The following is a 22,532-nucleotide window of genomic DNA, read 5'->3' as shown; positions in this document are numbered from 1 at the left end:
GGCGGCGTCATTGACAACGTGAATCTTGCCGCCATGGCGCGCGCAGATCGGACGGGGCCGCGACGATGAGCTATACAATGCAACGACCCCGTGCAAAGGAATCGCCATGATCCACCACTCTTTCTGGCTGACCGCGAGCGACCACAGCCAGCTCTACGTGAACCAGTGGCTCCCAGCGGCCCCGCTCAAGGCCGTGATCCTGCTGGCCCACGGCATGGCCGAACACAGCGGGCGCTACGCCAGGCTGGCAGAGGCGCTGTGCAATGAAGGCTACGGCGTCTATGCGCTGGACCTGCGCGGCCACGGCAAGACCGCCGAGCACGGGGTACTCGGGCACTTCGCCGACGACGACGGCTGGTGCAAGGTGGTCGGCGACCTGGCCAGCCTCAACCAGCACATCGGCCAGCAGCACCCGGGAACCCCGATCGTGCTGCTGGGCCACAGCATGGGCAGCTACATCGCCCAGGCCTACCTGCTGCACCACAGCGCCAGCCTGTACGGGGCCATCCTCAGCGGCTCGAATTTCCAGCCGGTGGCGCTGTACCGCGCCGCCCGCCAGATCGCCCGCTTCGAACGCTGGCGCCAGGGCGCCCTGGGCCGCAGCGCGTTGATCGAATGGCTGTCCTTCGGCTCGTTCAACAAAGCCTTCAAGCCCAACCGCACGGCCTTCGACTGGCTCAGTCGCGACCCCGACGAAGTCGACAAATACGCCCAGGACCCGCTCTGCGGCTTTCGCTGCAGCAATCAGCTGTGGATCGACCTGCTGGGCGGCCTGCAGCAAATCAGCAAGGCCTCCAACCTGGCCCAGATCGATCCGGGCCTGCCATTGCTGATACTGGGCGGAGAATGTGATCCGGTGAGCAATGGCATACGTCTGAAGGATCTGGCCGGTGCTTTGCGCGAGGCCGGCAGCCAGTGCCTGCAGCTCAATATCTACCCGCAGGCGCGGCACGAATTGTTCAATGAAAGCAACCGCGACGAAGTGACGGCCGATGTACTGGCCTGGCTCGACCAGGCCCTGCAGCATCGCCGACCGCCGAAGACTGAATGACCCTGTTTCCAATCAATACGCCAATCAACGCTCAGCACAGGACTTGAGAGAGATGACCCAAGTTACCAACACCCCGTACGAAGCCCTCGAAGTCGGCCAGACCGCCAGCTACAGCAAGCACGTGGAAGAGCGTGACATCCAGCTGTTCGCCGCCATGTCCGGCGACCACAACCCGGTGCACCTGGACGCCGAATTCGCTGCCGCCAGCATGTTCAAGGAGCGTATCGCCCACGGCATGTTCAGCGGTGCGCTGATCAGCGCCGCGGTGGCCTGCGAGCTGCCTGGGCCGGGCACCATCTATATCGGCCAGAAGATGAGCTTCCAGAAGCCGGTGAAGATCGGCGACACCCTGACCGTGCGCCTGGAGATCCTCGAAAAACTGCCGAAGTTCCGTGTGCGTATCGCCACCCGTGTGTTCAACCAGCGCGATGAGCTGGTGGTGGACGGCGAAGCCGAAATCCTCGCCCCGCGCAAACAACAGACCGTTACCCTGCCGACCTTGCCGGCCATCAATATCGGCTAAGCCGCCCTGTAGCCGCTGGCGCAGCCTGCGATCGATTGCGTAGCAATCACAAAATCAGCCACTGCGTTTACCCAGGTAGATCCGGGACTCGAGGCTAGCGGTTGCTGCCTCGCAGGCTCGGCAGCGGCTACAGGCGGGATTAGCGACTCCCCTCCTCCACCTGCACGCTCGCCGTCATCCCGGCGCTCAGGTTGACGCCTTCGGGCACCTTGTCGAGCCTGATGCGCACCGGAATCCGCTGCGCCAGGCGCACCCAGTTGAACGTCGGCTCCACCTCGGCCAGCAATTGCCCGTCCGGCGTGGCATTGCGGTCGGTGATGCCGCGGCTGATGCTTTCCACATGCCCCTGCAAGGCTTCCCCAGCGCTCATCAGCCACACCTTGACCGGGTCGCCGACCTTGATCCGCGGCAGTTTGGTTTCCTCGAAATAGGCCTGCACGTAGAAGGTCGAATCGTCGATCAGCGCCATCACCGATTGCCCGGCATTCACATAGTTGCCTTCGGCCAGGCGCAGGTTGGTGATGTGCCCGCTGCGCGGCGCGCGGACCTGGCTGCGCGCCAGGTTGAGTTCGGCGACCTTGGCGTCGGCCTGGGCCTGGCGCAGCTCGCCACGGGCCACCCCGGCATTGATCTGCGCGTTTTCCCGCAGTTCGGCGCTGATCGCCTGCGGGCCGAGGCTGGCCCGGCGGCTGGCTTCGCGCTCTTTCAGGTTGAGTTGCTGCTGGCGGGTCTGCACCACTGCCTGGGCCTTTTCCAGCGCCGCCTCGAAGCGATCGCGGTCGATGCTCAGCAACAGGTCGCCGGCCTTCACCGCCTGGTTGTCATGAGCCTTGAGCTCACGCACCCAGCCCGAGACGTCGGGGGCGACTATCACCACGTCGGCGCGAATCCGCGCATCCCGGGTCCAGGGCGTGAGCATGTAGTACTGCCACAGGTGAAAGCCGGCAAACAGCGCCGCCGCCACCAGGCACAGGGTAAAAGCGATACGTACGGAAGCACGCATGAACAACTCCTTATAAAGGTCCGAGTACGACAGTGACCAACGTCAGGACACAGACGTACAAGGCCACATCGAACAGTGCTTCGTGCCAGATCCAGCGTCCCAGCGGCGTTGCGCGCAACAGCATGCGCAACGCCCCGGTCAACACCAGTGCCAGCACCACATAAATCAGAAACGGGCTGAGCAATACTCCGCCCAGCGACCACTCACGCAGCCCCATGGTTTTCCTCCTGCTGCCGGCACCAGGTGCGCCAGCTCTTCTGCAACTGCACCACCGCGCCCTGGGCCAGCTTCAATGCATCGCTGGGCGGTTGGCTGTCCAGGGCCTCGAGCAAGGCGGTGCTGGCGTCGGCCAGCGCGTCGCCACGACCGGCGCCCGGCCCGCGCTCCAGCACTTGCTCCAGATACTCGAAATAACGTCGCTGCGAAGCATCCGCGGGCACCTGGGCCACCGCCAGGCTCAAGCGCAGGTGCATCAGTTCGTCGCCGATATCCAGGCCCAGCAGGCCATCGTCCCAGCGGCTGCGCGCCTGCTCCGGCAATTCCGGGTAGTGCCGCGCCAGTTGCAGCAGGCGATCGGCCATGCGCCCACCGAACCAGCTTTCCGCGCCGCGCAGGTTGCGCCGGGTCAGGCGCACCAGATCCTGCAGGGTCGCCGCCAACAGGCGCCGCCCATGCCAGGCCGGGTCGCGCAGGATCAGCAGCTGGAACGCCAGCACCGCGGCGCCCACGCCGAGCACCATCGCCTGGGCGCTGTTGAGGAAGTTCGCGACGTCGAACGTCATCTGGTTCTGCGGCGAAATCAGCACCACGAAGTGCAGGCAGAACGAGGTGGCCGTGGCGCCGATCTGGGGTTTGGCCATGCCCAGCGCGCCGAAAAACAGCGGCACGCCCATGGCCATCGCCAGCAAGGCAAAACTGCTCCACTGCGGCAGCAGGATCTGCCCGACCACGAAGGCCACCGGGATCGCCAGGAAGATGCCGCGCATGAAACTCATGCCGATCTGCGCACCGTTTTCCCGACTGGCGAACAGGCCGCACACCACACAGGTCAGCAGCATCGCCCCCGAGGCCGCCGGCCAGGCGGTGGCCAGCCAGAAGCAGGCCACAGTGAGGAAGGCCAGGGCACTGCGCGCGCCAAACAACAGCGCCAGCGACAGATCGCGATGGGGGCTCAGGGTCGCCGGCTGCTCGACCGGCGCCGTGCCCTCCTCCACCGCCTGCAGCGCCGCGCCGGCGGCCAGGGCGGTGTCCAGCAACAGGGTGAAGCGGGCCAGGCAATAGCTTTGCGCCGAGCTGATGGCCGCGTCGTGGGAAGCGTCCAGCAACTGCGGCCGCAACGCCTGCAAGGTCGGCTTGTCCATGGCCGCCAGGGCCTGCTGCACCTGTTCCATCCAGGGTGCCAGCTGGTCCGCCTCGGCCTGGTCCAATTGTTTCCATTGCCGGCGCACCGAACGGGAGATCCGCAGCAGCATCAGCAGCTTCTGGCTCAAGGCGCTGATCGCCCGCGCCCGTTGCCGGCCCAGCGGGCCTTCGAACCAGGCATGTTCGCGCTGCGAGTCCACGGCGACGATGCGCCCGAGGATTTCCAGCAGCCCCTTGCGCGCCAGGGCATCACCGGCCAGGGTCGCCCGCGCCGCCTGCATGCCGCTTTGCCAGGCGCTGCGCGCCTGGGCGGTCAACTGCCGCTCGACCCGCATCGGCCAGAGCAAGGCACTGCTGGCGGTGGCGCAGATAATGCCCAGGGAAATTTCCGTACAACGCGCCACGGCCTGGTCGAATATCGACAACGGGTGGGAGATCGCCGGCAAGGCAATGATCGCCACGGTGTAGCCGGCTAGCACGAACGAATAGGACCAGGCGCTGCGCAGCAGGGTCGAACTGGCGGTGCACAGCCCCAGCCACAGCGCCAGGGCCAGCAGGAACAGCCAGGGAGTCTGGGCGAACAGCCCCATGAACAGCACCGACATGCAGGTGCCCACCAACGTCCCCACCAGCCGTGCCATGCCCTTTTGCAGGACCATCCCGGACAGCGGCTGGGCAACGATGATCGCCGTCATCAGCGCCCAGGACGGCTGCTGCAGCCCCCAGCGCATGGCCAGCCACAGCGCCAGGCCGGCGCCGAGCACGGTCTTGATCGCGAACTGCACGGCCGGGAGATTGGGGGCGAACAGCGCCTGCAAAGTGATACGCACGGAAAGAACCCTGGGAAGGACAAAACAACGATAGATGTACTGAAGCGAGAAATGACACCCGCAAATTATTAGCTAGCTAACTATCAGTCGTCCAGTATTAATTTTCAGGCATAAAAAAACGCCAGACAGGCTGGCGTTTTTGACAGGTTTGACCCGTTATGAACGGGCACGGGCCTGGTTGCGCAGGGCTTTGACCTGATCGTGGTTGCGCTGTACGCCATGGTACTGACGCTCCACCAGGTCGCGGATGCCGACCAGGTTGTGTTTGCTGATTTTCTCCAGCGCGTTTTTGTAGGCTTTCAGCGCATGGTCTTCACCGCGCTCGGCCTCGTTGAGCACCGCTTCTTCATCCTTGCCGGTCACCAGGGACTTGAGGTCGACCCAACGGCGGTGCAGGTCGCCACTGACGCTGGTGGAGGTTTCCGGATCGCCGCCCAACGAACGCACGCTGGCCTGCAATTCGGCCGCAGCGGTGGCGCAATCGGCGGAGCGCTTGACGAACAGCGCTTTCAACTCAGGATGCTTGATGTCTTCTGCGCAGGTCTTGAACCCCTCCTGACCGTCCTTACTGGTTTCGATCAGGTCGTTGAGGATCGAAATCGCTTCTTTGTTGATGCCAGTCATTTTCCATTCCTTCCAGGTTGAGGGAGTTGTGATAGGTGTTGCACCCTGCGTGCCAGCCCTGGAATTAAAATTTTTTCATTACTTTTCAAAAAGTTAAGTTTTTTACCGCTTTCTGTATCCGCGTTATTTGCATGATCTGTCATTTGGCCTGCATGCAGAATGCCTGTATTTTCCAAGGTGTTCGTCACCTCTACAGACAGCCGCCATGAATCCCGAAAAACTTGAACTTCTGGTCACCCGCGAAATGCCCTACGGCAAGTACAAGGGCCGCATCCTCGCCGACCTGCCCGGCCCCTACCTGAACTGGTTCGCCCGCGAAGGTTTCCCCCACGGCGAACTGGGCGGCCTGTTGGCATTGATGCAGGAAATCGATCACAACGGCCTTTCCGATCTACTGGACCCGCTGCGCGCCAAACACGGCAAACCCAAACCCCGTCATTAAGAAGCCCGCCATGCCCAGCAATGCCCAACTCGCCCGCGACGAAGATTACTGGCTGACCATTGCCCAGCGCTATGACGTCGAACCCGGGCCGATCAACCTGGAAAACGGCTATTTCGGGCGCATGAGCCGCGCCGTGGTCGAGGAATACCAGCGCCAGATCGACTTCGTGAACCGCAGCAACTCGGTGCATGTGCGCCAGCATTTCGAACAGATCGGCAATTTGCAGATTCGACAGCAATTGGCCGAACTGCTCGGCGTCGACCGCCTGGCCATCGCCCTCACCCGCAGTGCTTCAGAGGCATTGCAGTCGCTGATCCGCAACTACAACCGTCTGCAGCCGGGCGACCAGGTGCTGTTCAGCGACCTGGAATACGACAGCGTCAAGGGCGCCATGCGCTGGCTGGCGCGCCATCGCGGGGTCGAGGTCATCGAGATCGAGCACGCCCACCCGGCGAGTTTCGACAGCCTGCTGGCCAGCTACCGCGAGGCCTTCGAGCGCTACCCAAGGCTGAAGCTGATGGCCCTGACCCACGTAACCCACCGCACCGGGCTGGTGCTGCCAGTCCAGGCCATTGCCCTGGAGGCCCGCGAACGGGGAATCGACGTCATCCTCGACGGCGCCCACGCCCTGGCCCAGGTCGATTTCCAGCTCAGCGAACTCGGCGTGGCGTTCGCCGGCTACAACCTGCAGAAATGGATTGGCGCACCGCTGAGCCTGGGGTTTGTCTACATCGACCCGCAACGCCTGGCCGATATCGATCCGGACATGGGCGAGCAACGTTATGCCCTGGACGATATCCGCTCACGGGCGCCTTATGGCACGCCGAACATTCCGGCCTGGCTGACCTTGCCCCGGGTGTTCGAGGAACACCGCAGCATGGGCGGCTCGGCCCTCAAGGGCGCGCGCCTGAATTACCTGCGCGACCTGTGGGTGAGCCAGGTGCGCGAGTTGCCCGGGATTGAAGTCATGACCCCGGACGATCCACGGCTGTATTGCGGCATCACCTCGTTTCGCTTCACCCGCCAGCCGGACCAGCAGGCGATGGCCGAACGGCTGCTTCAGGAATACAACCTGTTCACCGTGGCGCGCAGCGGTTCGCATTGCGGGCCCTGTATCCGCGTGACTCCGGGCTTTACCACACCAGCCTCGGATATCCAGTTGCTGGTCGAGGCATTGACTGAACTGGCGGCCCAGTAGCCTGTAGCCGCTGCCGCAGGCTGCGACAGGTCCGAAGGACCTTCTGCGATCCTGAGAACGCTACGGCCTTTCGGCCGATCGCAGCCTGCGGCAGCGGCTACAGACAGTGGCGACCATTCAGATCGCGTTGTCCGCCCCGGCGTCATCGCGCGCAAGCTGCGCTCCTACAGAAGAGCCCCTGTCGCCAGGCAACTTTTCTCCAGGCAAAAAAAAACGGTGCACCGACCAAGCGCACCGTAAAGCCGTAGAACACACCAACGAATCTTTGAAAAAAGCAGGAAACCTGTCAGTCCAGCAGCGCCAGGGCCTCGGCCGTGCACTCCTGGATCCGCGCCCAGTCGCCGTTCTTGATCCACTCGGGATCGAGCATCCAGCTACCGCCGACGCACATCACGTTCTTCAACGCCATGTAGCTCTTGATATTGGCCGGGCCGACACCGCCGGTCGGGCAGAACTTCACCTCGCCGAACGGGCCGCCCAGGGCCTTGATCGCGGCCACGCCGCCACTGACTTCCGCCGGGAACAGCTTGAAGCGGCGATAGCCCAGGCTGTAGCCCTCCATGATCCCGGAGGCATTGCTGATCCCCGGCAACAGCGGGATCGGGCTGGCGACGCTGGCTTCCAGCAGGTCACGGGTAATGCCCGGGGTGACGATGAACTGCGAACCGGCGGCTTCGGCGGCGGCCAGCATCTGCCGATCGAGCACGGTGCCGGCGCCGGTCACCAACTCCGGACGCTGCTCGCGCAGGATCTGGATGGCCTTGAGGCCGAACTGCGAACGCAGGGTCACTTCCAGCGCGGTCAGGCCACCGGCGGCCAGGGCGTCGGCCAGGGGCAGCACGTCCTGTTCGCGGGCGATGGTGATCACCGGCAGAATCCGCGCCTTGGCGCAGAGGCTGTCGATCAGGGCAACTTTGTCCGCCATGGAAACGGTCGGTTGTGGGTTTGTCATAGCGGCTGATCCTTGGCTCATGGGCACCAGTAAATCTCTAACGGAGGTTGCAGGAAGGCACGAATCGGCATCGCGGCGACATCGTCACCGGCCAGTGCGGCACTCAGGGTGGCCAATTTGGATTGACCGGAAATCGACAGCACGCTGTAGGTGGCCGAAGCCAGCAAGGCGCGGCTCATGCTCAGGCGCTGATGCGGCACGCTCGGCGCCAGCATCGGCCAGCAGCGCCGCTGACCGTCGGCCTGCAGGGCTTCGGCCAGGTTCGGGCTGTTGGGGAACAGCGAGGCGGTATGACCGTCGTCGCCCATGCCCAGGATCAGCACATCGATGGCCGACAACTCGGCCAGCAGACGATCGGCTTGCTCCGCGGCCTGCTCAAGGTTCGCCGCGGCGTTGTACAGGCTGAGGAACTTCGCCTTGGCCGCCGCCCCTTGCAGCAGGTAGCGCTTGAGCAGGCCGGCGTTGCTGTCGGCATGCTCCACCGGTACCCAGCGCTCGTCCGCCAGGGTGACCAGGACCTTGGACCAGTCCAGGTGCTGCTTGGCCAGGTGCTGGAAAAACGCCACCGGGCTGCGCCCGCCGGACACCACCAGGGTGGCTTCGCCGCGAACCTGGATCGCCTGGCTCAGTTGCCCGGCCACCTTCAGCGCCAGGCCTTCGGCCAACAGCGCCGGGCTATGGAACTCGTGGGCGTGTACGCCCGCGGGCAGTTTCAATTTAGATATCGCCATACCATGACCTCCCGTCCCGCGTGATCAGTGCGATGGAGCTCATCGGCCCCCACGACCCGGCCGCATACGGCTTGGGCGCATCGCCGGATTTCTTCCACCCGGCGATCAGCTGGTCACACCACTTCCACGCGGCTTCGATTTCATCTTTGCGGACAAACAGGTTCTGATTGCCACGCATCACTTCCAGCAACAACCGCTCGTAGGCATCGGGGATCCGCGCGCTGCGATAGGTGTCGGAAAAATTCAGCTGCAACGGGCCGCTGCGCAGTTGCATGCCCTTGTCCAGGCCTTGTTCCTTGGTCATCACCCGCAGGGAGATACCTTCGTCCGGCTGCAGGCGGATGATCAGCTTGTTGCTGATCTGCAGGCGCTGCTCGGGGGCGAAGATGTAGTGCGACGGCTCCTTGAAGTGGATGACGATCTGCGACAGCTTCTGCGGCATGCGCTTGCCGGTACGCAGGTAGAACGGCACCCCGGCCCAGCGCCAGTTGCGGATGTCGGCCCGCAGGGCGACGAAGGTCTCGGTGTCGCTCTGGGTGTTGGAATTCTCTTCCTCCAGGTACCCCGGCACGGCCTTGCCTTCGCTGTGCCCGGCGATGTACTGGCCACGCACCACCTGGGTGGTCAGGCCTTCCGGGCTGATCGGCGCCAGGGCCTTGAGCACCTTGACCTTCTCGTCACGGATGCTGTCGGCCGAGAGGTCGGCGGGCGGGTCCATGGCAATCAGGCAGAGCAGTTGCAGCAGGTGGTTCTGGATCATGTCCCGCAGCTGGCCGGCCTTGTCGAAGTAGCCCCAGCGGCCTTCGATCCCGACCTTCTCGGCCACGGTGATTTCCACATGGGAGATGTAGTTCTGGTTCCACTGGGTCTCGAACAGGCTGTTGGCGAAACGCAGGGCGATCAGGTTCTGCACCGTCTCCTTGCCCAGGTAGTGGTCGATGCGATAGATGCGGTTCTCCGGGAAGAACTGCGCCACCGCGTCGTTGACCTTGCGCGACGATTCCAGGTCCGAGCCGATGGGCTTTTCCAGCACCACGCGGGTGTTTTCGGCCAGCCCGGCCTTCGACAGGTTCTCGCAGATCGCCCCGTACACCGCCGCCGGCGTGGCGAAATAGGCGATCAGGCGCTGCTCGCGCCCGGCCAGCTCGGCCAGGGCCAGGTAATCCTCGGCCTTGAGGAAGTCCACGTGCAGGTAGGTCAGGCGCGCCAGGAAGCGCTCCAGCACCGCAGGGTCTATCTCCTTGGCACCGACATACTTGCGCAATTGCGCTTCAATGAAAGACAGGTGCTGCTGGTCGCTGCCCGGCTCGCGGGCCAGGGCCAGAATGCGCGTGTCGTCATGCAGCAGACCGGCGCCATCGAGCTGGTACAGGGCAGGAAACAATTTGCGAAGCGCCAGATCGCCCAGCGCGCCGAACAAGGCGAAGGTGCACGGTTCAACCGTTATCGAAGGCATGATGTTTGTTCTTTTATCAAGTTAAGCTACAAATACCTTTTTTCAAGGCATCACTCAAGGGAAAATGTAGTAATAACCACAACATTTTAGCAAAATACAGATTCGAAGTGGTGGTCCGTCGGAGCCATCAGTAGGATAGGCCACCGCCAAAGACCGGTTAAGACCGGCTTCCTTTGCATTGCCGAACCAGGAAAACCCTAATGGACCGCGTGCGAAATCTTCTGGAACAGATCCAGAATCGCCTTGAAGAATTGAACAAGGCGGAACGTAAAGTCGCCGAAGTCATCCTGCTCAACCCACAGCAGGCGACCCGCTTCAGTATTGCCGCCCTCGCCCAGGCCGCTTCGGTCAGCGAGCCGACGGTCAACCGTTTCTGCCGCTCGTTCGGTGTCAGCGGCTACCCCGAACTCAAGCTGCAACTGGCCCAGAGCCTGGCCAGCGGCGCGGCCTACGTCAGCCGCGCAGTGGAAGCCGACGACAACCCCGAAGCCTACACCCAGAAAATCTTCGGCAGCGCCATCGCCTCGCTGGACAGCGCCTGCCAGGCCCTGGACCCGAACCTGATCAGCCGTGCCGTCGACCTGTTGATCCAGGCCCGGCAGATCCACTTCTTCGGTCTCGGCGCCTCGGCCCCGGTGGCCCTCGATGCCCAGCACAAGTTCTTCCGCTTCAACCTGGCGGTGACCGCCCACGCCGACGTGTTGATGCAGCGGATGATCGCCTCGGTGGCGCACACCGGCGAGCTGTTCGTGATCATCTCCTACACCGGGCGCACCCGCGAACTGGTGGAAGTGGCGCGCATCGCCCGGGAAAACGGCGCCTCGGTACTCGGCCTGACCGCCGCCGGTTCGCCGCTGGCCAAGGCCAGCACCCTGAGCCTGAACATCCCGCTGCCGGAAGACACCGACATCTACATGCCGATGACCTCGCGGATCATCCAGCTCACCGTGCTCGACGTCCTCGCCACCGGCATGACCCTGCGCCGCGGCGTGGACTTCCAGCCGCACCTGCGCAAGATCAAGGAAAGCCTCAACGCCAGCCGCTATCCGGTGGGCGACGAGTACAACTGAGTTTCGCGAAACCCGGCGCCAGCGCCTCCGGCCTTATCGCGGGCAATCGAGCGTCGACTGGCCGCTCCTACAGTCAATGCGTTTCCGTAGGAGCGAGGCTTGCCCGCGATGACGGCACCAGCCACACCGCCAACCCGCCACTAAGCCCCCGCCCGCGCCTGCAGACTCAGATGCGCCCGCTCCCCCGGCGCCAGGCACAGGCTGTCGGTGCCCCCCGCCGCCGCCTCGACGCAGACGAACCCGGACACCTCGTTCCAGCTCACCCCCAGCAGCGGCCGGCTGCCCGGATGCCAGACCACGGTGTCGGCGCTGTCGCCGGTGTCGATGCGCAATTCGCGCTGCCAGGCGTGATCCTTGAGCTGCAACTCGCCCTCGTGCTGGAACACCCGCTGACAGCCACCATCGACCCGCAGCTCGCCTGTTTGCCGGCACGCCTGGCGGCTCAACTGGTCGTAACCCTCGGCGCCGTCGAGCCCAGACAGCGCTACCTCGCCGACGTCGCCAATACGCCAGTAGGCGTGCAAAGCCTGGCTCAGCTGGCACGGCAGGCTGTCCTGGTGCTCGGTGCTCAGGCGCAGGTCCATGCTTTCGCCCAGGTGCGCGTGCAGGTCGACCTGCCAGTCGCACAGCTGCAACTGCCAGTGCAGGTACACGCCCTCGTCATCGCTGCGGCTGTCGAGCAGCTTCCAGTCGATCAGTCGGGCCCAGCCATGGGATGGCCAGGCGTTTTCGCTCGGGTGACGGCCGTACCAGGGCCAGCACACCGGCACCCCACCACGGATCGCCCCGACCTGCGGCCACTTCGCCGCACACCACAGCCAGGGCTTCTGCCCGGTCGGCTGAAAATGCAGGAGCTGCGCGCCCTGGCGACTGAACACCGCCTGGCACAGCGGATGGTCGATCACCAGCACGTCGCGCATCTGATAGCGCTCCCACGCGAAGATCGGGCGCTCGCGCAAGGATTTGAAAAAGCGTTGTAGCGGATGCTCATGCATGGGCCACGGTCCTGAAGATCATTGCTGTACCGATATTCATCATTGATGCGCAAAACCCTGTAGCCGCTGCCGCAGGCTGCGATAAGGCCGCAGGCCTTCAGCGATCTTGAGGACGCTACGGCCGTCCCGGCCGATCGCAGCCTGCGGCAGCGGCTACAGGGAACGGGTTCGTCCCCAAAAAAAAGCGGATAGCCTGGGCCATCCGCAAAAATGCGCACAGAGAGGAGGAGCTTATCGCAACAGCGTTAAGCTCTGTACGAAAAGTGGCTGCGCTCGGTCATGCTGCGTTAAAAACAGGCTCGGAATGCTCATGTAGGCCCCTACAGTCGAACGCGACCCCGGCCGTTCCTCGCCTGTTTTGATTCGCTGCGCTCACCCTCCGGGCCAGCCTTCGGCTGTTACTCCCGTTGGTCGTTGCGCCTTGCCTGACCTTCGCTCGCCGACTTTTCGTACAGACCTTAGAACACCGACTGAATTTTCAGGCCGGCCACCAGGGCGTTGTCGACTTCATCCACACCGCCTGGATGGGTGATGTACTGCAGGTTGGGACGCACGGTCAGCCAGTTGGTGACATGGAAGCCGTAGTTGATTTCGTAGTTGTACTCAGTCTCGCGGATCGGCGAGAACAGCGGATCGTCGTAGTTGCTGACGCCGTTGGTGTCATTGAGCAACTGGGCGTTTTTCTTCACGTCGTCGTTGACATGGATACGGGCGAAGCCGATGCCGACGTCATCCTTGGGACGTGCGTCGAACGGGCCCTTGTACACCAGCATCAGCGACTGGTAGTTGTCGATGAAGTTGGTGTCCTTGTCGTGGAACGTGGCGTTGGCCGCGATGTTCAGACCGCGGGTCGCATCGCCGTTGTGAGTGGTGAGTTGCTGCTGCCCGACGAACCAGTAGCCGTGCTTGCTGCTGTGCACGCGATAGCTGTCACGGGTGACGGCGGCGTCCTGGCCATTGACGTCCTCGCGCACGTCGCTGGCATCGGCCGTGCTCTTGTAGTAACCGACGCGGTACTCGCCCGGCAGGTTGTTGACCTTCGGCGACCAGACCAGCTCGACCGGCAGCACGGTGCCCTTGGTACCGCTGCCGCTGAGCTTGAAGCCGTTGCCGTGTTCCAGTTGCGACGGGTTCTGGTTGTACGCGCCGATCTGCGCATACAGCTCAGGCGTGATGTGGTACTTCACCCGCAGTGCCGCCTGGCTGACCGGCCAGTTGTACCAGATGTTGGTCGCCCAGTTGCCCACCTGGGAGCCGCAGAACGCCAGGTTCTGGAAGTCGCAGGGGAAGGTGTTGAAGTCTTCGCCTTCGCCGAAGTAACCGGCCTTGACGTCGAGCTTGCCGTCGAGGAACTGGTGCTGGATCCACAGTTGGGTCAGACGCACCATGTGGCCACGGCCGTAGACTTCCTGGGAGGAGCTCAAGGTGCCGGCACGCGGGTCGCCGATACGGTCGTTGGAGATGTTCTGGCCGTTACGGTTGGTCAGCTGGATCTTCGCCTGGGTGTTATCCCAGCCCCAGAGCTTTTCCAGGTCCAGCGCCACGCCCAGGCCGAACTGGTCGCTGTAGCGTCCGGTCTTGTCGTCGTTGTAGCCGCCATGCAGGTTGGCGCCCATTTCGCCAACGTAATCGGCCTTGATGTCGATCCCTTTCTCGAGCAGTTTGGTCCGCTCGCCACCCCAGTCACCGGTCATCCATTTCGAATCGGCGCTGAACGCTTCGTCAGCGTGCGCGCTACCGGCCAGGGTCATTGCCGCAATCGCTGACAACTGGCAGATCAAGCGTGCATTGGTGCTCTTCTTTTTCATCCCTACATCCTCGTCTTTATTGTTATTAACTGTTTTTCTCTAACGCGGTTTACACCTGATGCGACGGATGACAGGCCATCCGCCGCGCATTCGGTACGTCCCTGCTCCAATAACGCCGGCTTCAACGCCCCTTGAACTGCGCCACGTTGCTGGCATGGGCTTCGGTCTGCGCAGGGGCCGCAACACCCAGGCGCTCGCCACTCTTGGCATCGAACAGCAGAACCTTGGCCGGATCGAATTGCAGGGTCAGGGTTTCGCCGACCTGCGGCGCCACATCCGGCGCCAGGCGGCAGCAGACCTTGGTGCCGTTGAGGTTGACGAACACCAGGGTGTCGGGGCCGGTCGGCTCGGTGACCTGGACCTCGGCGCGCAGGGTCGGCAGGCCGTTGCCCTCGCCGTTCGCCAGGCCGATCTGCTCCGGACGGATGCCGAGGATCACTTCCCGGTCTTCCAGGCCGGCGTCCTGCATGCCCAGGGGCAGCTCGCAACGGGCCTGGCCGCTGTCCAGCAGGGCCAGCAGGCGGCCGTCCTTGCGTTGCAGGCGCAGGGGGATGAAGTTCATCGGCGGCGAACCGATGAAGCTGGCCACGAACAGGTTGGCCGGGTCGTTGTAGATCTGTTTCGGAGTGCCGAACTGCTGGATGATGCCGTCCTTCATCACCGCCACCTTGTCGCCCAGGGTCATGGCTTCGATCTGGTCGTGGGTGACGTAGACCGTGGTGGTTTTCAGGCGCTGGTGCATCAGTTTCATTTCGGTGCGCATCTCGACCCGCAGCTTGGCGTCGAGGTTGGACAGCGGTTCGTCGAACAGGTAGATCTTCGGCCGCCGCGCCAGGGCCCGCCCCATGGCCACGCGCTGTTGCTGGCCGCCGGACAGCTGGCCGGGCTTGCGGCTGAGCAGGTGTTCGATCTGCAGCAGCTTGGCCACCCGCGCCACTTCCTCGTCGATCTCGGCGGCCGGCATCTTGCGGATCTTCAGGCCGAAGGCGATGTTGTCGCGCACGCTCATGGTCGGGTACAGCGCATAGGACTGGAACACCATGGCGATGTCACGGTCTTTCGGGCTCATGCCGCTGATGTCGGCGTCGTCCACCAGGATCGCCCCGCCGCTGATGTTTTCCAGGCCGGCGATGCAGTTCATCAGGGTGGACTTACCGCAGCCCGAAGGCCCCACGAGAATCAGGAACTCACCGTCATCGATCTTCAGTTCGATGTTCTTCAGGGTATCCGGCAGGCCAGTACCGTAGGTCTTGTTGACGTTGCGTAATTCGAGAGTTGCCATCTTTTACCCCTTGACCGCGCCGGACGTCAGCCCACGCAGGAAATACTTGCCAGCGAATATGTAGACCAGCAGTGTCGGCAGCCCGGCGATCATCGCCGCCGCCATATCAACGTTGTATTCCTTGGTCCCGGTGCTGGTGTTGACCAGGTTGTTCAAGGCCACGGTGATCGGTTGCGCATCGCCGCTGGCGAACACCACGCCGAACAGGAAATCGTTCCAGATCTGGGTGAACTGCCAGATCAGGCAGACCATGATGATCGGCACCGACATCGGCAGCAGGATCTTGCCGAAGATAGTGAAGAAGCCTGCGCCGTCCAGGCGCGCGGCCTTGACCAGGGCGTCCGGGATGCTCACGTAGTAGTTGCGGAAGAACAGCGTGGTGAACGCCAGTCCGTAGACCACGTGCACCAGCACCAGGCCGCTGGTGGTGTTGGCCAGGCCGAACTTGCCGAGGGTGAAGGACGCCGGCAGCAGCACGGTCTGGAACGGCAGGAAGCAACCGAACAGCAGCAGGCCGAAGAACAGCTGCGAACCGCGAAAGCGCCACATCGACAGTACGTAGCCGTTCATGGCGCCGACGAAGGTCGAGATGATCACCGCCGGCACGGTGATCTTCACCGAGTTCCAGAAGTAGCCGCCCACGGTGTCCCAGGCCTTGATCCAGCCGATGCCGTCGATCACGGCCGGCCAGCTCAGCAGGTTGCCGGTGCGGATGTCTTCCGGGGTCTTGAAGCTGGTCAGCAGCATCACCACCAGCGGCACCAGGTACACCGCCGCTGCCAGCAGCAGGGTGGCGTAGATGGCGATGCGGCTGAAGTTCAGCGCAGGTTTTCCGAGCTGGTTAGTCATGGCGTTTGCCTCGCAGTTCGGAGTACAGGTACGGCACCAGGATGGTCAGCACGGCGCCCAGCATCAGCATGGCGCTGGCCGAACCTATGCCCATCTGGCCACGGCTGAAGGTGAAGGAGTACATGAACATCGCCGGCAGGTCGGACGAGTAGCCAGGGCCGCCGGCGGTCATTGCCGCCACCAGGTCGAAGCTCTTGATCGCGATGTGCGCGAGGATCATGAAGGCGCTGAAGAACACCGGGCGCAGGCTCGGCAGGACGATCTTCAGGTAGATGGTCGGCAGGCTCGCGCCATCGACCTGGGCGGCGCGAATGATCGACTGATCGACGCCGCGCAAACCGGCGAGGAACATCGCCATGACAAAGCCCGAGGCCTGCCACACGGCGGCGATCACCAGGCAGTACACCACGCGGTCCTGATCCACCAGCCAGTCCAGGCGGAAGCCTTCCCAGCCCCAGTCACGCAGCATCTTGTCCAGGCCCAGCCCAGGGTTGAGCAGCCATTTCCAGGCGGTGCCGGTGACGATCATCGACAGCGCCATCGGGTACAGATATACGGTGCGGATAAAGCCTTCCTTGCGGATGCGCTGGTCCAGCAGCACCGCCAGGAATACGCCCAGCACCAGGCTGATGCCGATGAACATGCCGCCGAACAGCGCCAGGTTCTTGCTCGCCACCCACCAGCGGTCGTTGTCCATCAGGCGCATGTATTGCTGCAGGCCGACCCACTTGTAGCTCGGCATGAAGCTGGAGTTGGTGAAGGACAGAATGAACGTCCAGATGATGTAACCGTAAAAACCGACCAGGACGATCAGCATGCTTGGCGCCAGGACCAACTTGGGGAGCCAGCGCTGCAGCGCGTCGAACGGTGAGGCTTTGCTGAAAACCGCCACAGAGCTCATCGGGATAATCCAGTTGAAGGAGTGAGTATCTGCAGGAGCGAAGCTTGCTCGCGATGAACGATCACGCGTCGTGCCAGGTACGACGCTTTCGCGGGCAAGCCTCGCTCCTACAGGGGAAGAGCGCTCTCAGGAACAGCCGCAGGCTAGCCTGCGGCACCGGACCTTACTGGGCGGCCTTGACGGCCGATGCCAGCTGCGCACTGGCCTTGGCCGGGTCCGCGTCCTTGTCGTTCATGAAGTTGGTCACCACATCGAAGATCGCGCCCTGCACGGCCAGGGAGGTGGCCATGTTGTGCGCCATGCTCGGTTGCAGGCCGCCGGTCTTGTCGTCAGCCAGGAAGTCCTTGGCCGCCGCCTGGGCGCAGGAGTCGAAGCCTTGCGCGGCCATGTCGTTGAGCATGTCGGTGCGCACCGGGATCGAGCCCTTGTTGATGCTGAAGACCTTCTGGAAGTCCTTGCCCAGGGCGACCTTGGCCAGGTCCTGCTGGGCGGCGATATCGCCCTTGCGATCGGCCTTGAGCTTGAACACCGCCAGGGAGTCGATGTTGTAGGTAAAGGCCTTGTCGGTGCCCGGGAAGGCCACGCACTGGTAGTCCTTGCCGGCGACTTTCTTCGCCGCGGTCCACTCGCTCTTGGCCCAGTCGCCCATCATCTGCATGCCGGCCTTGCCATTGATGACGTCGGCGGCGGCGATGTTCCAGTCACGCCCGGCGCGGTTCGGGTCCATGTAGCTGGTGACTTTCTTCAGCTCGGTGAAGGCCTTGGTCATCTCCGGGCCGGCGAGGGTCTTCTGGTCCAGGTCGACCAGGGCTTTCTTGTAGCCATCGGCGCCCATGACCGAGAGCACCACGTCTTCGAACACGGTGCTGTCCTGCCATGGCTGGCCGCCGTGGGCCAGGGCGATGAAGCCGGCGGCCTTGAGCTTGTCGCCGGCGGCATAGAATTCTTCGAGGGTGGTCGGGGCCTTGTCGATCCCGGCCTTCTTGAAGACTTCCGGGTTGATCCACAGCCAGTTGACGCGGTGGATGTTCACCGGCACGGCGACATAGTCACCTTCGTACTTCACGGTGTCGGAGACTTTCTTGGAGAGCAGGCCGTCCCAGTTTTCCGACTTGGCCACGTCTTTCAGGGCGTCGGTGCTGAGCAGGCCGGTGCTGCCCCACTCCTGGATGTCCGGACCCTTGATCTGGGCAACGCCCGGCGGGTTGCCGGAAACAGCGCGGCTTTTCAGCACGGTCATGGCCGTGGCACCGCCACCGCCGGCGACTGCGCCGTCTTTCCAGGTGAAGCCGTCTTTTTCGACCTGGGCCTTGAGCACATCGACCGCCGCTTTTTCACCGCCGGACGTCCACCAATGGACGACTTCCACGGAGCCTTTGGCGTCGGCGGCAACGGAAACGAGAGGGAATGCACTGAGGGGAAACAACGAGGCAACGGAAATGACAGCAGCTAGACGAGAAATCGCATTCATCTGAGGTGTACCTTTCTTGTTGTTATGCATGCAAGTCTGGTGCTTGCGCTGCATAGGATTCTAAACAGGGGGCCTACCCGCGCAGGTAACGAAGGGATGCGCGAATGTCACCACATGGTTACACAACCTGCAGTCTAGACACTTCGGCCAGCGCCGATGCCATGCTCGGCGCCAAAGGCAGGCGCGGAATCAGCACCGCCTGCCAGGCGTGATACAGGTCCGGCTTGCCGGCCCAGATCTCGGCGCTGGGCCTGTTGTTGCTGTCCAGCTCGTGGTGCCAGCTGCCGTGCAGCGGGTCGATGAAATGCTCGGCAGTGAACTCCCAGAAGCGCCGATACCAGGTTTCGTACTGCGCTTCCCCGGTGCGTTGCAGCAAGGCGCTGGCCGCCGCCGCGGCCTCGGCGTGGGTCCAGTGCAGGCGCTGGCGCACCACGGGGCGCTGCTGCCAGTCCAGGGTGTAGACAATGCCCGGCGCGCCATCGACGTCCCAGGCGTCACGGCAGGCGGTTTCGAACAGCTTCTGGGCATCCAGCAGCAGCCAGCCGGGGCTGAGCATGCCGGCCTGGCAACGCGCGGCTTCGAGGTGCAGCAGCAGGCGAGCCCACTCGAAAGCGTGCCCGGGGGTGGTGCCATAAGGGCGGAAACCGTCGGCCGGATGTTCCTGGTTGTAATCCGGCAGCGGCTGCCACTGCCGGTCGAAATGCTCGATGACCCGGTAATCGCCAGCGGCGGCATGCTGATGGATGACCCGCTCGACAATGTGCAGGGCGCGGTTGAGCCAGCGCGGGTCCTGGGTGACATCGGCCAGGGCGAGGAACGCCTCGGTGGCGTGCATGTTGCTGTTGGCGCCGCGATAGGCCTCCTCGCCGCTCCAGTCGCGGTTGAAGGACTCGCGCATCGCGCCCTCCTCCTCGCTCCAGAAATGCCTTTCGATGACCCGGATCGCCTCCGCCAGCAAGGCCTCGGCGCCGGGGCGCGCGGCCACCACCGCGGAACTCGCCGCCAGGGCGACGAAGGCATGCAGGTACGCGGCCTTGCCGCTGTTGCCGTCGCTATGTCCGGGAGTGGCGAACCAGCCGCCGTATTCGCCATCGCGCAGCGCGCCGTTGAGCGCGGCGATACCGTGGTCCACCAGCGCGGCGTAGCCGGGAATGCCCTGGATATGGGCCATGGCGAAACTGTGGGTTATGCGCGCGGTGTTCATGGTGCCGGCCCGGGCACCGCTCGGCAGGCGCCCGCGTTCGTCCAGGTCGCCGAAGCCTTCGGGCAGCCGGGCCGCGCGGGCGAAACCCAGCAGGCGCTGGCCTTCGGCGGCCAGCCATTGATGATGGGCAGGAGCGTTCAGCCAGCTGCTGAACGTCAGGGGAATAGGGTTCATGGCGGACCTGTTGTTGTTTTTATCAGGGCCTTGAGTCTAAACAACGGGTTCGCGCGGGCAGGTAACGAAGGTCACAGGAAATGTCACCAAGCCGTGACAAAACTCCCTGTAGCCGCTGCCGCAGGCTGCGCTCGAGACCGCAGGGCTCGCAAAACTGGCGCCTCGGTCATACAGCCAAGCGCGGCATGAAATTTTACGACCGCTACGCGGCCGATCGCAGGCTTCGCCAGCGGCTACAGGGGCATCAATCCATGGAACGCGGCAGGTACAGGGTCACGCGCAAACCGCCTTCGCGCAGGTTCTGCAGGCTCACCTCGCCGCCATGGCTGTGGGCGATGTTGCGCGCGATGCCCAGGCCCAGGCCGTAGCCCTGCTGCTGGCCGGACAGGCGGAAGTGCGGCTCGAACACCTGCTCCAGGCGCTGCTCCGGCACGCCCGGGCCTTCGTCGTCGACGTGCAGGATGAACGCGTTGGCATCGTCGTCGATGTGCAGGTGGGCGTTCTGCCCGTACTTCAGCGCGTTGTCGATCAGGTTGCCCATGCAGCGCTTGAGCGCCAGGGGCTTGCCCGGATACGGCGCCAGCGCCCGCCCCTGCTGGGTCACTCGGCCGTTGCCATTGGGCGCCAGGTAAGGCTCCACCAGGCAGTCGAGCACCTGGTTGAGGTCCACCGGCTCGATGTTCTCGTGGATGTCGGTGTCCTTGACGCACTGCAGCGCGCCCTTGACCAGCAGCTCCAGCTCATCCAGGTCGCGGCCGAACTTGCTTTGCAACTGCTCGTCTTCCAGCAGTTCGACCCGCAGCCGCAGGCGGGTGATGGGCGTGCGCAGGTCGTGGGAAATCGCACTGAACAGCTGGCTGCGCTCGGTCAGGTAACGGCTGATGCGCTCGCGCATGGCATTGAAGGCCCGGCCGACCTCCACCACTTCGCTGCCGCCGCCTTCGGCCACCGGCTGCACATCGGCGCCCAGTGACATGTCCCGCGCGGCCCGCGCCAGGCGCTTGAGTGGCCGGCTCTGCCAATGCACCAGCAGGCCGATGAACAGCAGCAGGAAACCGCTGGTGAGCACGATGAACCACACCTGCTGCGCCGGCAGCCCCTGTTCTTCGAGGCTGGTGTAGGGCTCGGGCAACAACGAGGCGATGTACAACCATTCGCCCGGCGCCATCTGGATCTGGGTGACCAGCACCGGTGGGTTCACCGGCTCCAGGGTCAGGGCGTAGTGGGCCCAGGAGCGCGGCAACTCATCGAGCTTCAGGCCGCCGTTGAAAATCCGCAGGTCCTCGGGGCTGACGAAGGTCACCGAAATATAGGCGTCGTTGCCCAGGGACTGGCGCAGCACTTCGTCGACCGCCTTGAGCACCGCCTGCTTGCGCGGCGTGATGGGCAGCACTTCCATGCCCAGCGGCTTGTCGTTGAGGGTCACGACAAAACGGGTGCCGCCCATGCTGCGCAACTGGTCGAGCACCAGCGGCCGGTACGCCACCGGCAGCGAACGAAAGTAGCTGACGCTGGCGGTCATCGAATGGGCCAGGCTGCGGGCGCTGGTGACCAGGCCTTCGAGCTGGGTGGCGCGCAGCTGGGAAACCCAGATCACGCTGGACAAGGTTTGCGCGAACAACACCGCCAGCAGCGTCAGCAGCAACATCCGGCCCAGCAGCGAACGCGGTACCGGCACCCGCGCCAGCAACTTGCGCGGCCACTCAGTGAGCATTGCCGGCAACCACATTGGCTGCCAATTGATAACCGCTGCCGCGCACGGTGCGGATCAGCCGCGGCGGCTTCTCGGTGTCGCGCAGGCGTTGGCGCAGGCGGCTGACCGCCATGTCGACGATGCGGTCCAGGGGCATCAGTTCGCGCCCGCGGGTGGCATTGCCGATGGTGTCGCGGTCGAGGATTTCCTGGGGGTGATCGAGGAACAGCTTGAGCAGGGCGAAGTCGGCGCCGGAGAGGATCACTTCCTCGCCGTCGTTGTGGAACAGGCGGTGGCTGACCATGTCCAGGCGCCACTCGTCGAAGCACAGCACCTCGCCGCCGGCCCGTTCCTGGCCGAACTGCGCGCGGCGCAACAGGGCCTTGATCCGCGCCTGCAATTCGCGAGGGCTGAAGGGTTTGCCCAGGTAATCGTCGGCACCCAGTTCCAGGCCGATGACCCGGTCGGCTTCGTCGGAGCTGGCGGTGAGCATGATGATCGGCACCTGGCCGACCCGCGGGTGCTGGCGGATCCAGCGGCACAGGCTGAAACCGTCTTCGTCCGGCAGCATCACATCCAGAATCACCAGGTCGCTCGGCGCCTCGTTCAGCGCTTGGCGAAAACCGGCGCCGTTGGGCGTGCTGCGGACCTGGAAGCCGGCGCGACTGAGGTAGGTCTCCAGCAGCTCGCGGATTTCCTGATCGTCATCAACCAACAAGATCGACTTACTGACTGAACTCACGCGGGCCGTCCTTTGTTGTTATGAATGGGGCCGAATTATGCCTTACCGATCAACAAAACGTAGACACCAAGGCTCTGTAGCCGCTGCCGAGCCTGCGAGGCTGCGATCGAGGACGAAGTCCTCGCAAAACCTGAACACAGGGTTTGCCAGAAAGAACGGGGGGCCCGGTTT

Annotated in this window: 22 protein-coding genes; 5 read left to right on the top strand and 17 right to left on the bottom strand. The window is 63.8% G+C overall.

Features of this window, described 5'->3' with window-relative positions; genetic code table 11:
- Positions 1-106 precede the first annotated feature (106 nt).
- Positions 107-1,051 carry an alpha/beta hydrolase gene (locus NRG23_RS27140; RefSeq protein ID WP_016703862.1) on the top strand — a complete coding sequence of 315 codons (945 nt, stop codon included), beginning with the start codon at positions 107-109 and terminating at the stop codon, positions 1,049-1,051.
- 52 nt (positions 1,052-1,103) lie between these two features.
- Positions 1,104-1,574, top strand: coding sequence for a MaoC family dehydratase (locus tag NRG23_RS27135; protein WP_009050394.1), 471 nt, complete (start codon positions 1,104-1,106; stop codon positions 1,572-1,574).
- A 139-nt stretch (positions 1,575-1,713) separates the two neighbouring features.
- On the opposite strand, the gene NRG23_RS27130 is transcribed toward NRG23_RS27135, so the two are convergent.
- From NRG23_RS27130 to NRG23_RS27110, 5 genes are all read right to left on the bottom strand, one after another.
- The gene (locus tag NRG23_RS27130) at positions 1,714-2,577 is read right to left on the bottom strand and encodes an HlyD family secretion protein (protein ID WP_016703861.1); all 864 of its coding nucleotides are present in this window, start codon (positions 2,575-2,577) and stop codon (positions 1,714-1,716) included.
- Positions 2,578-2,587: 10 nt separating this feature from the next.
- Positions 2,588-2,794 carry a DUF1656 domain-containing protein gene (locus NRG23_RS27125; protein WP_023966774.1) on the bottom strand — a complete coding sequence of 69 codons (207 nt, stop codon included), beginning with the start codon at positions 2,792-2,794 and terminating at the stop codon, positions 2,588-2,590.
- Complete coding sequence (locus NRG23_RS27120; protein ID WP_101283250.1) at positions 2,781-4,769, bottom strand: FUSC family protein; 1,989 nt, start codon at positions 4,767-4,769, stop codon at positions 2,781-2,783. Before NRG23_RS27120 ends, NRG23_RS27125 begins: the two co-directional genes overlap by 14 nt.
- 156 nt (positions 4,770-4,925) lie before the next feature.
- Positions 4,926-5,393 (bottom strand): PA2169 family four-helix-bundle protein, encoded by a 468-nt coding sequence (locus tag NRG23_RS27115; RefSeq protein ID WP_009050397.1) that lies wholly within the window; start codon positions 5,391-5,393, stop codon positions 4,926-4,928.
- On the bottom strand, positions 5,390-5,569 hold the full coding sequence (locus NRG23_RS27110) for a hypothetical protein (protein ID WP_124340654.1): 180 nt from the start codon (positions 5,567-5,569) through the stop codon (positions 5,390-5,392). The genes NRG23_RS27115 and NRG23_RS27110 overlap by 4 nt, the downstream gene beginning before the upstream one ends.
- A 29-nt stretch (positions 5,570-5,598) precedes the next feature.
- Here NRG23_RS27110 and NRG23_RS27105 point away from each other — a divergent pair, with 29 nt between their 5' ends.
- A complete protein-coding gene (locus NRG23_RS27105; protein WP_007925076.1) occupies positions 5,599-5,835 on the top strand; it encodes a DUF3820 family protein in 237 nt (78 codons plus the stop codon).
- 10 nt (positions 5,836-5,845) lie between these two features.
- Positions 5,846-7,033 carry an aminotransferase class V-fold PLP-dependent enzyme gene (locus NRG23_RS27100; RefSeq protein WP_009050398.1) on the top strand — a complete coding sequence of 396 codons (1,188 nt, stop codon included), beginning with the start codon at positions 5,846-5,848 and terminating at the stop codon, positions 7,031-7,033.
- A gap of 286 nt (positions 7,034-7,319) precedes the next feature.
- Here the strand turns inward: NRG23_RS27100 and NRG23_RS27095 are convergent, their stop codons facing one another.
- Genes NRG23_RS27095 through zwf form a run of 3 tightly spaced genes read right to left on the bottom strand, consistent with a single transcriptional unit; the run spans position 7,320 to position 10,172 of the window.
- Positions 7,320-7,985, bottom strand: coding sequence for a bifunctional 4-hydroxy-2-oxoglutarate aldolase/2-dehydro-3-deoxy-phosphogluconate aldolase (locus NRG23_RS27095; RefSeq protein ID WP_023966782.1), 666 nt, complete (start codon positions 7,983-7,985; stop codon positions 7,320-7,322).
- A 17-nt stretch (positions 7,986-8,002) separates the two neighbouring features.
- The gene (gene pgl / locus NRG23_RS27090; RefSeq protein ID WP_257372958.1) at positions 8,003-8,716 is read right to left on the bottom strand and encodes a 6-phosphogluconolactonase; all 714 of its coding nucleotides are present in this window, start codon (positions 8,714-8,716) and stop codon (positions 8,003-8,005) included.
- Positions 8,703-10,172 (bottom strand): glucose-6-phosphate dehydrogenase, encoded by a 1,470-nt coding sequence (zwf, locus tag NRG23_RS27085; protein ID WP_023966786.1) that lies wholly within the window; start codon positions 10,170-10,172, stop codon positions 8,703-8,705. The genes pgl and zwf overlap by 14 nt, the downstream gene beginning before the upstream one ends.
- A 209-nt stretch (positions 10,173-10,381) precedes the next feature.
- Between zwf and NRG23_RS27080 the strand changes: the two genes are divergently transcribed.
- Positions 10,382-11,242, top strand: a complete 861-nt coding sequence (locus NRG23_RS27080) for a MurR/RpiR family transcriptional regulator (RefSeq protein WP_169914959.1) — start codon at positions 10,382-10,384, stop codon at positions 11,240-11,242.
- Positions 11,243-11,382: 140 nt separating this feature from the next.
- Here NRG23_RS27080 and NRG23_RS27075 read toward each other — a convergent pair whose 3' ends face one another.
- From NRG23_RS27075 to NRG23_RS27035, 9 genes are all read right to left on the bottom strand, one after another.
- A complete protein-coding gene (locus NRG23_RS27075) occupies positions 11,383-12,237 on the bottom strand; it encodes a D-hexose-6-phosphate mutarotase (RefSeq protein WP_101283256.1) in 855 nt (284 codons plus the stop codon).
- Positions 12,238-12,695: 458 nt separating this feature from the next.
- Positions 12,696-14,045 (bottom strand): carbohydrate porin, encoded by a 1,350-nt coding sequence (locus tag NRG23_RS27070; RefSeq protein ID WP_009050403.1) that lies wholly within the window; start codon positions 14,043-14,045, stop codon positions 12,696-12,698.
- Positions 14,046-14,166: 121 nt separating this feature from the next.
- On the bottom strand, positions 14,167-15,327 hold the full coding sequence (locus tag NRG23_RS27065) for an ABC transporter ATP-binding protein (RefSeq protein WP_009050404.1): 1,161 nt from the start codon (positions 15,325-15,327) through the stop codon (positions 14,167-14,169).
- A gap of 3 nt (positions 15,328-15,330) precedes the next feature.
- A complete protein-coding gene (locus NRG23_RS27060) occupies positions 15,331-16,176 on the bottom strand; it encodes a carbohydrate ABC transporter permease (RefSeq protein ID WP_009045231.1) in 846 nt (281 codons plus the stop codon).
- The gene (locus NRG23_RS27055) at positions 16,169-17,077 is read right to left on the bottom strand and encodes a carbohydrate ABC transporter permease (RefSeq protein ID WP_008032969.1); all 909 of its coding nucleotides are present in this window, start codon (positions 17,075-17,077) and stop codon (positions 16,169-16,171) included. Before NRG23_RS27055 ends, NRG23_RS27060 begins: the two co-directional genes overlap by 8 nt.
- Before the next feature lie 163 nt (positions 17,078-17,240).
- Positions 17,241-18,548, bottom strand: a complete 1,308-nt coding sequence (locus tag NRG23_RS27050; protein ID WP_009050405.1) for an ABC transporter substrate-binding protein — start codon at positions 18,546-18,548, stop codon at positions 17,241-17,243.
- 118 nt (positions 18,549-18,666) lie between these two features.
- A complete protein-coding gene (locus NRG23_RS27045) occupies positions 18,667-19,926 on the bottom strand; it encodes an AGE family epimerase/isomerase (RefSeq protein ID WP_257372953.1) in 1,260 nt (419 codons plus the stop codon).
- A 244-nt stretch (positions 19,927-20,170) separates the two neighbouring features.
- A complete protein-coding gene (locus NRG23_RS27040; protein ID WP_023966798.1) occupies positions 20,171-21,640 on the bottom strand; it encodes an ATP-binding protein in 1,470 nt (489 codons plus the stop codon).
- A complete protein-coding gene (locus NRG23_RS27035) occupies positions 21,630-22,361 on the bottom strand; it encodes a response regulator (RefSeq protein ID WP_007926317.1) in 732 nt (243 codons plus the stop codon). Before NRG23_RS27035 ends, NRG23_RS27040 begins: the two co-directional genes overlap by 11 nt.
- Positions 22,362-22,532 lie beyond the last annotated feature (171 nt).

It is taken from the genome of Pseudomonas sp. T8, from assembly GCF_024610635.1.
Lineage (GTDB): Bacteria > Pseudomonadota > Gammaproteobacteria > Pseudomonadales > Pseudomonadaceae > Aquipseudomonas > Aquipseudomonas chlororaphis_I.
The sequence above is the reverse complement of the archived record's forward strand: the minus strand, read 5'-3'. Positions and strand labels throughout refer to the sequence as shown.

Bases quoted from the DNA above. Each gene is read 5' to 3' on its own strand.
- NRG23_RS27135 (WP_009050394.1), top strand. From the start codon at position 1,104: ATGACCCAAGTTACCAACACCCCGTACGAAGCCCTCGAAGTCGGCCAG.
- zwf (WP_023966786.1), bottom strand. From the start codon at position 10,172: ATGCCTTCGATAACGGTTGAACCGTGCACCTTCGCCTTGTTCGGCGCG.
- NRG23_RS27075 (WP_101283256.1), bottom strand. From the start codon at position 12,237: ATGCATGAGCATCCGCTACAACGCTTTTTCAAATCCTTGCGCGAGCGC.
- NRG23_RS27040 (WP_023966798.1), bottom strand. From the start codon at position 21,640: ATGCTCACTGAGTGGCCGCGCAAGTTGCTGGCGCGGGTGCCGGTACCG.
- NRG23_RS27050 (WP_009050405.1), bottom strand. From the start codon at position 18,548: ATGAATGCGATTTCTCGTCTAGCTGCTGTCATTTCCGTTGCCTCGTTG.
- NRG23_RS27100 (WP_009050398.1), top strand. From the start codon at position 5,846: ATGCCCAGCAATGCCCAACTCGCCCGCGACGAAGATTACTGGCTGACC.
- pgl (WP_257372958.1), bottom strand. From the start codon at position 8,716: ATGGCGATATCTAAATTGAAACTGCCCGCGGGCGTACACGCCCACGAG.
- NRG23_RS27065 (WP_009050404.1), bottom strand. From the start codon at position 15,327: ATGGCAACTCTCGAATTACGCAACGTCAACAAGACCTACGGTACTGGC.
- NRG23_RS27115 (WP_009050397.1), bottom strand. From the start codon at position 5,393: ATGACTGGCATCAACAAAGAAGCGATTTCGATCCTCAACGACCTGATC.
- NRG23_RS27070 (WP_009050403.1), bottom strand. From the start codon at position 14,045: ATGAAAAAGAAGAGCACCAATGCACGCTTGATCTGCCAGTTGTCAGCG.
- NRG23_RS27130 (WP_016703861.1), bottom strand. From the start codon at position 2,577: ATGCGTGCTTCCGTACGTATCGCTTTTACCCTGTGCCTGGTGGCGGCG.
- NRG23_RS27045 (WP_257372953.1), bottom strand. From the start codon at position 19,926: ATGAACCCTATTCCCCTGACGTTCAGCAGCTGGCTGAACGCTCCTGCC.
- NRG23_RS27140 (WP_016703862.1), top strand. From the start codon at position 107: ATGATCCACCACTCTTTCTGGCTGACCGCGAGCGACCACAGCCAGCTC.
- NRG23_RS27125 (WP_023966774.1), bottom strand. From the start codon at position 2,794: ATGGGGCTGCGTGAGTGGTCGCTGGGCGGAGTATTGCTCAGCCCGTTT.
- NRG23_RS27060 (WP_009045231.1), bottom strand. From the start codon at position 16,176: ATGACTAACCAGCTCGGAAAACCTGCGCTGAACTTCAGCCGCATCGCC.
- NRG23_RS27095 (WP_023966782.1), bottom strand. From the start codon at position 7,985: ATGACAAACCCACAACCGACCGTTTCCATGGCGGACAAAGTTGCCCTG.
- NRG23_RS27105 (WP_007925076.1), top strand. From the start codon at position 5,599: ATGAATCCCGAAAAACTTGAACTTCTGGTCACCCGCGAAATGCCCTAC.
- NRG23_RS27055 (WP_008032969.1), bottom strand. From the start codon at position 17,077: ATGAGCTCTGTGGCGGTTTTCAGCAAAGCCTCACCGTTCGACGCGCTG.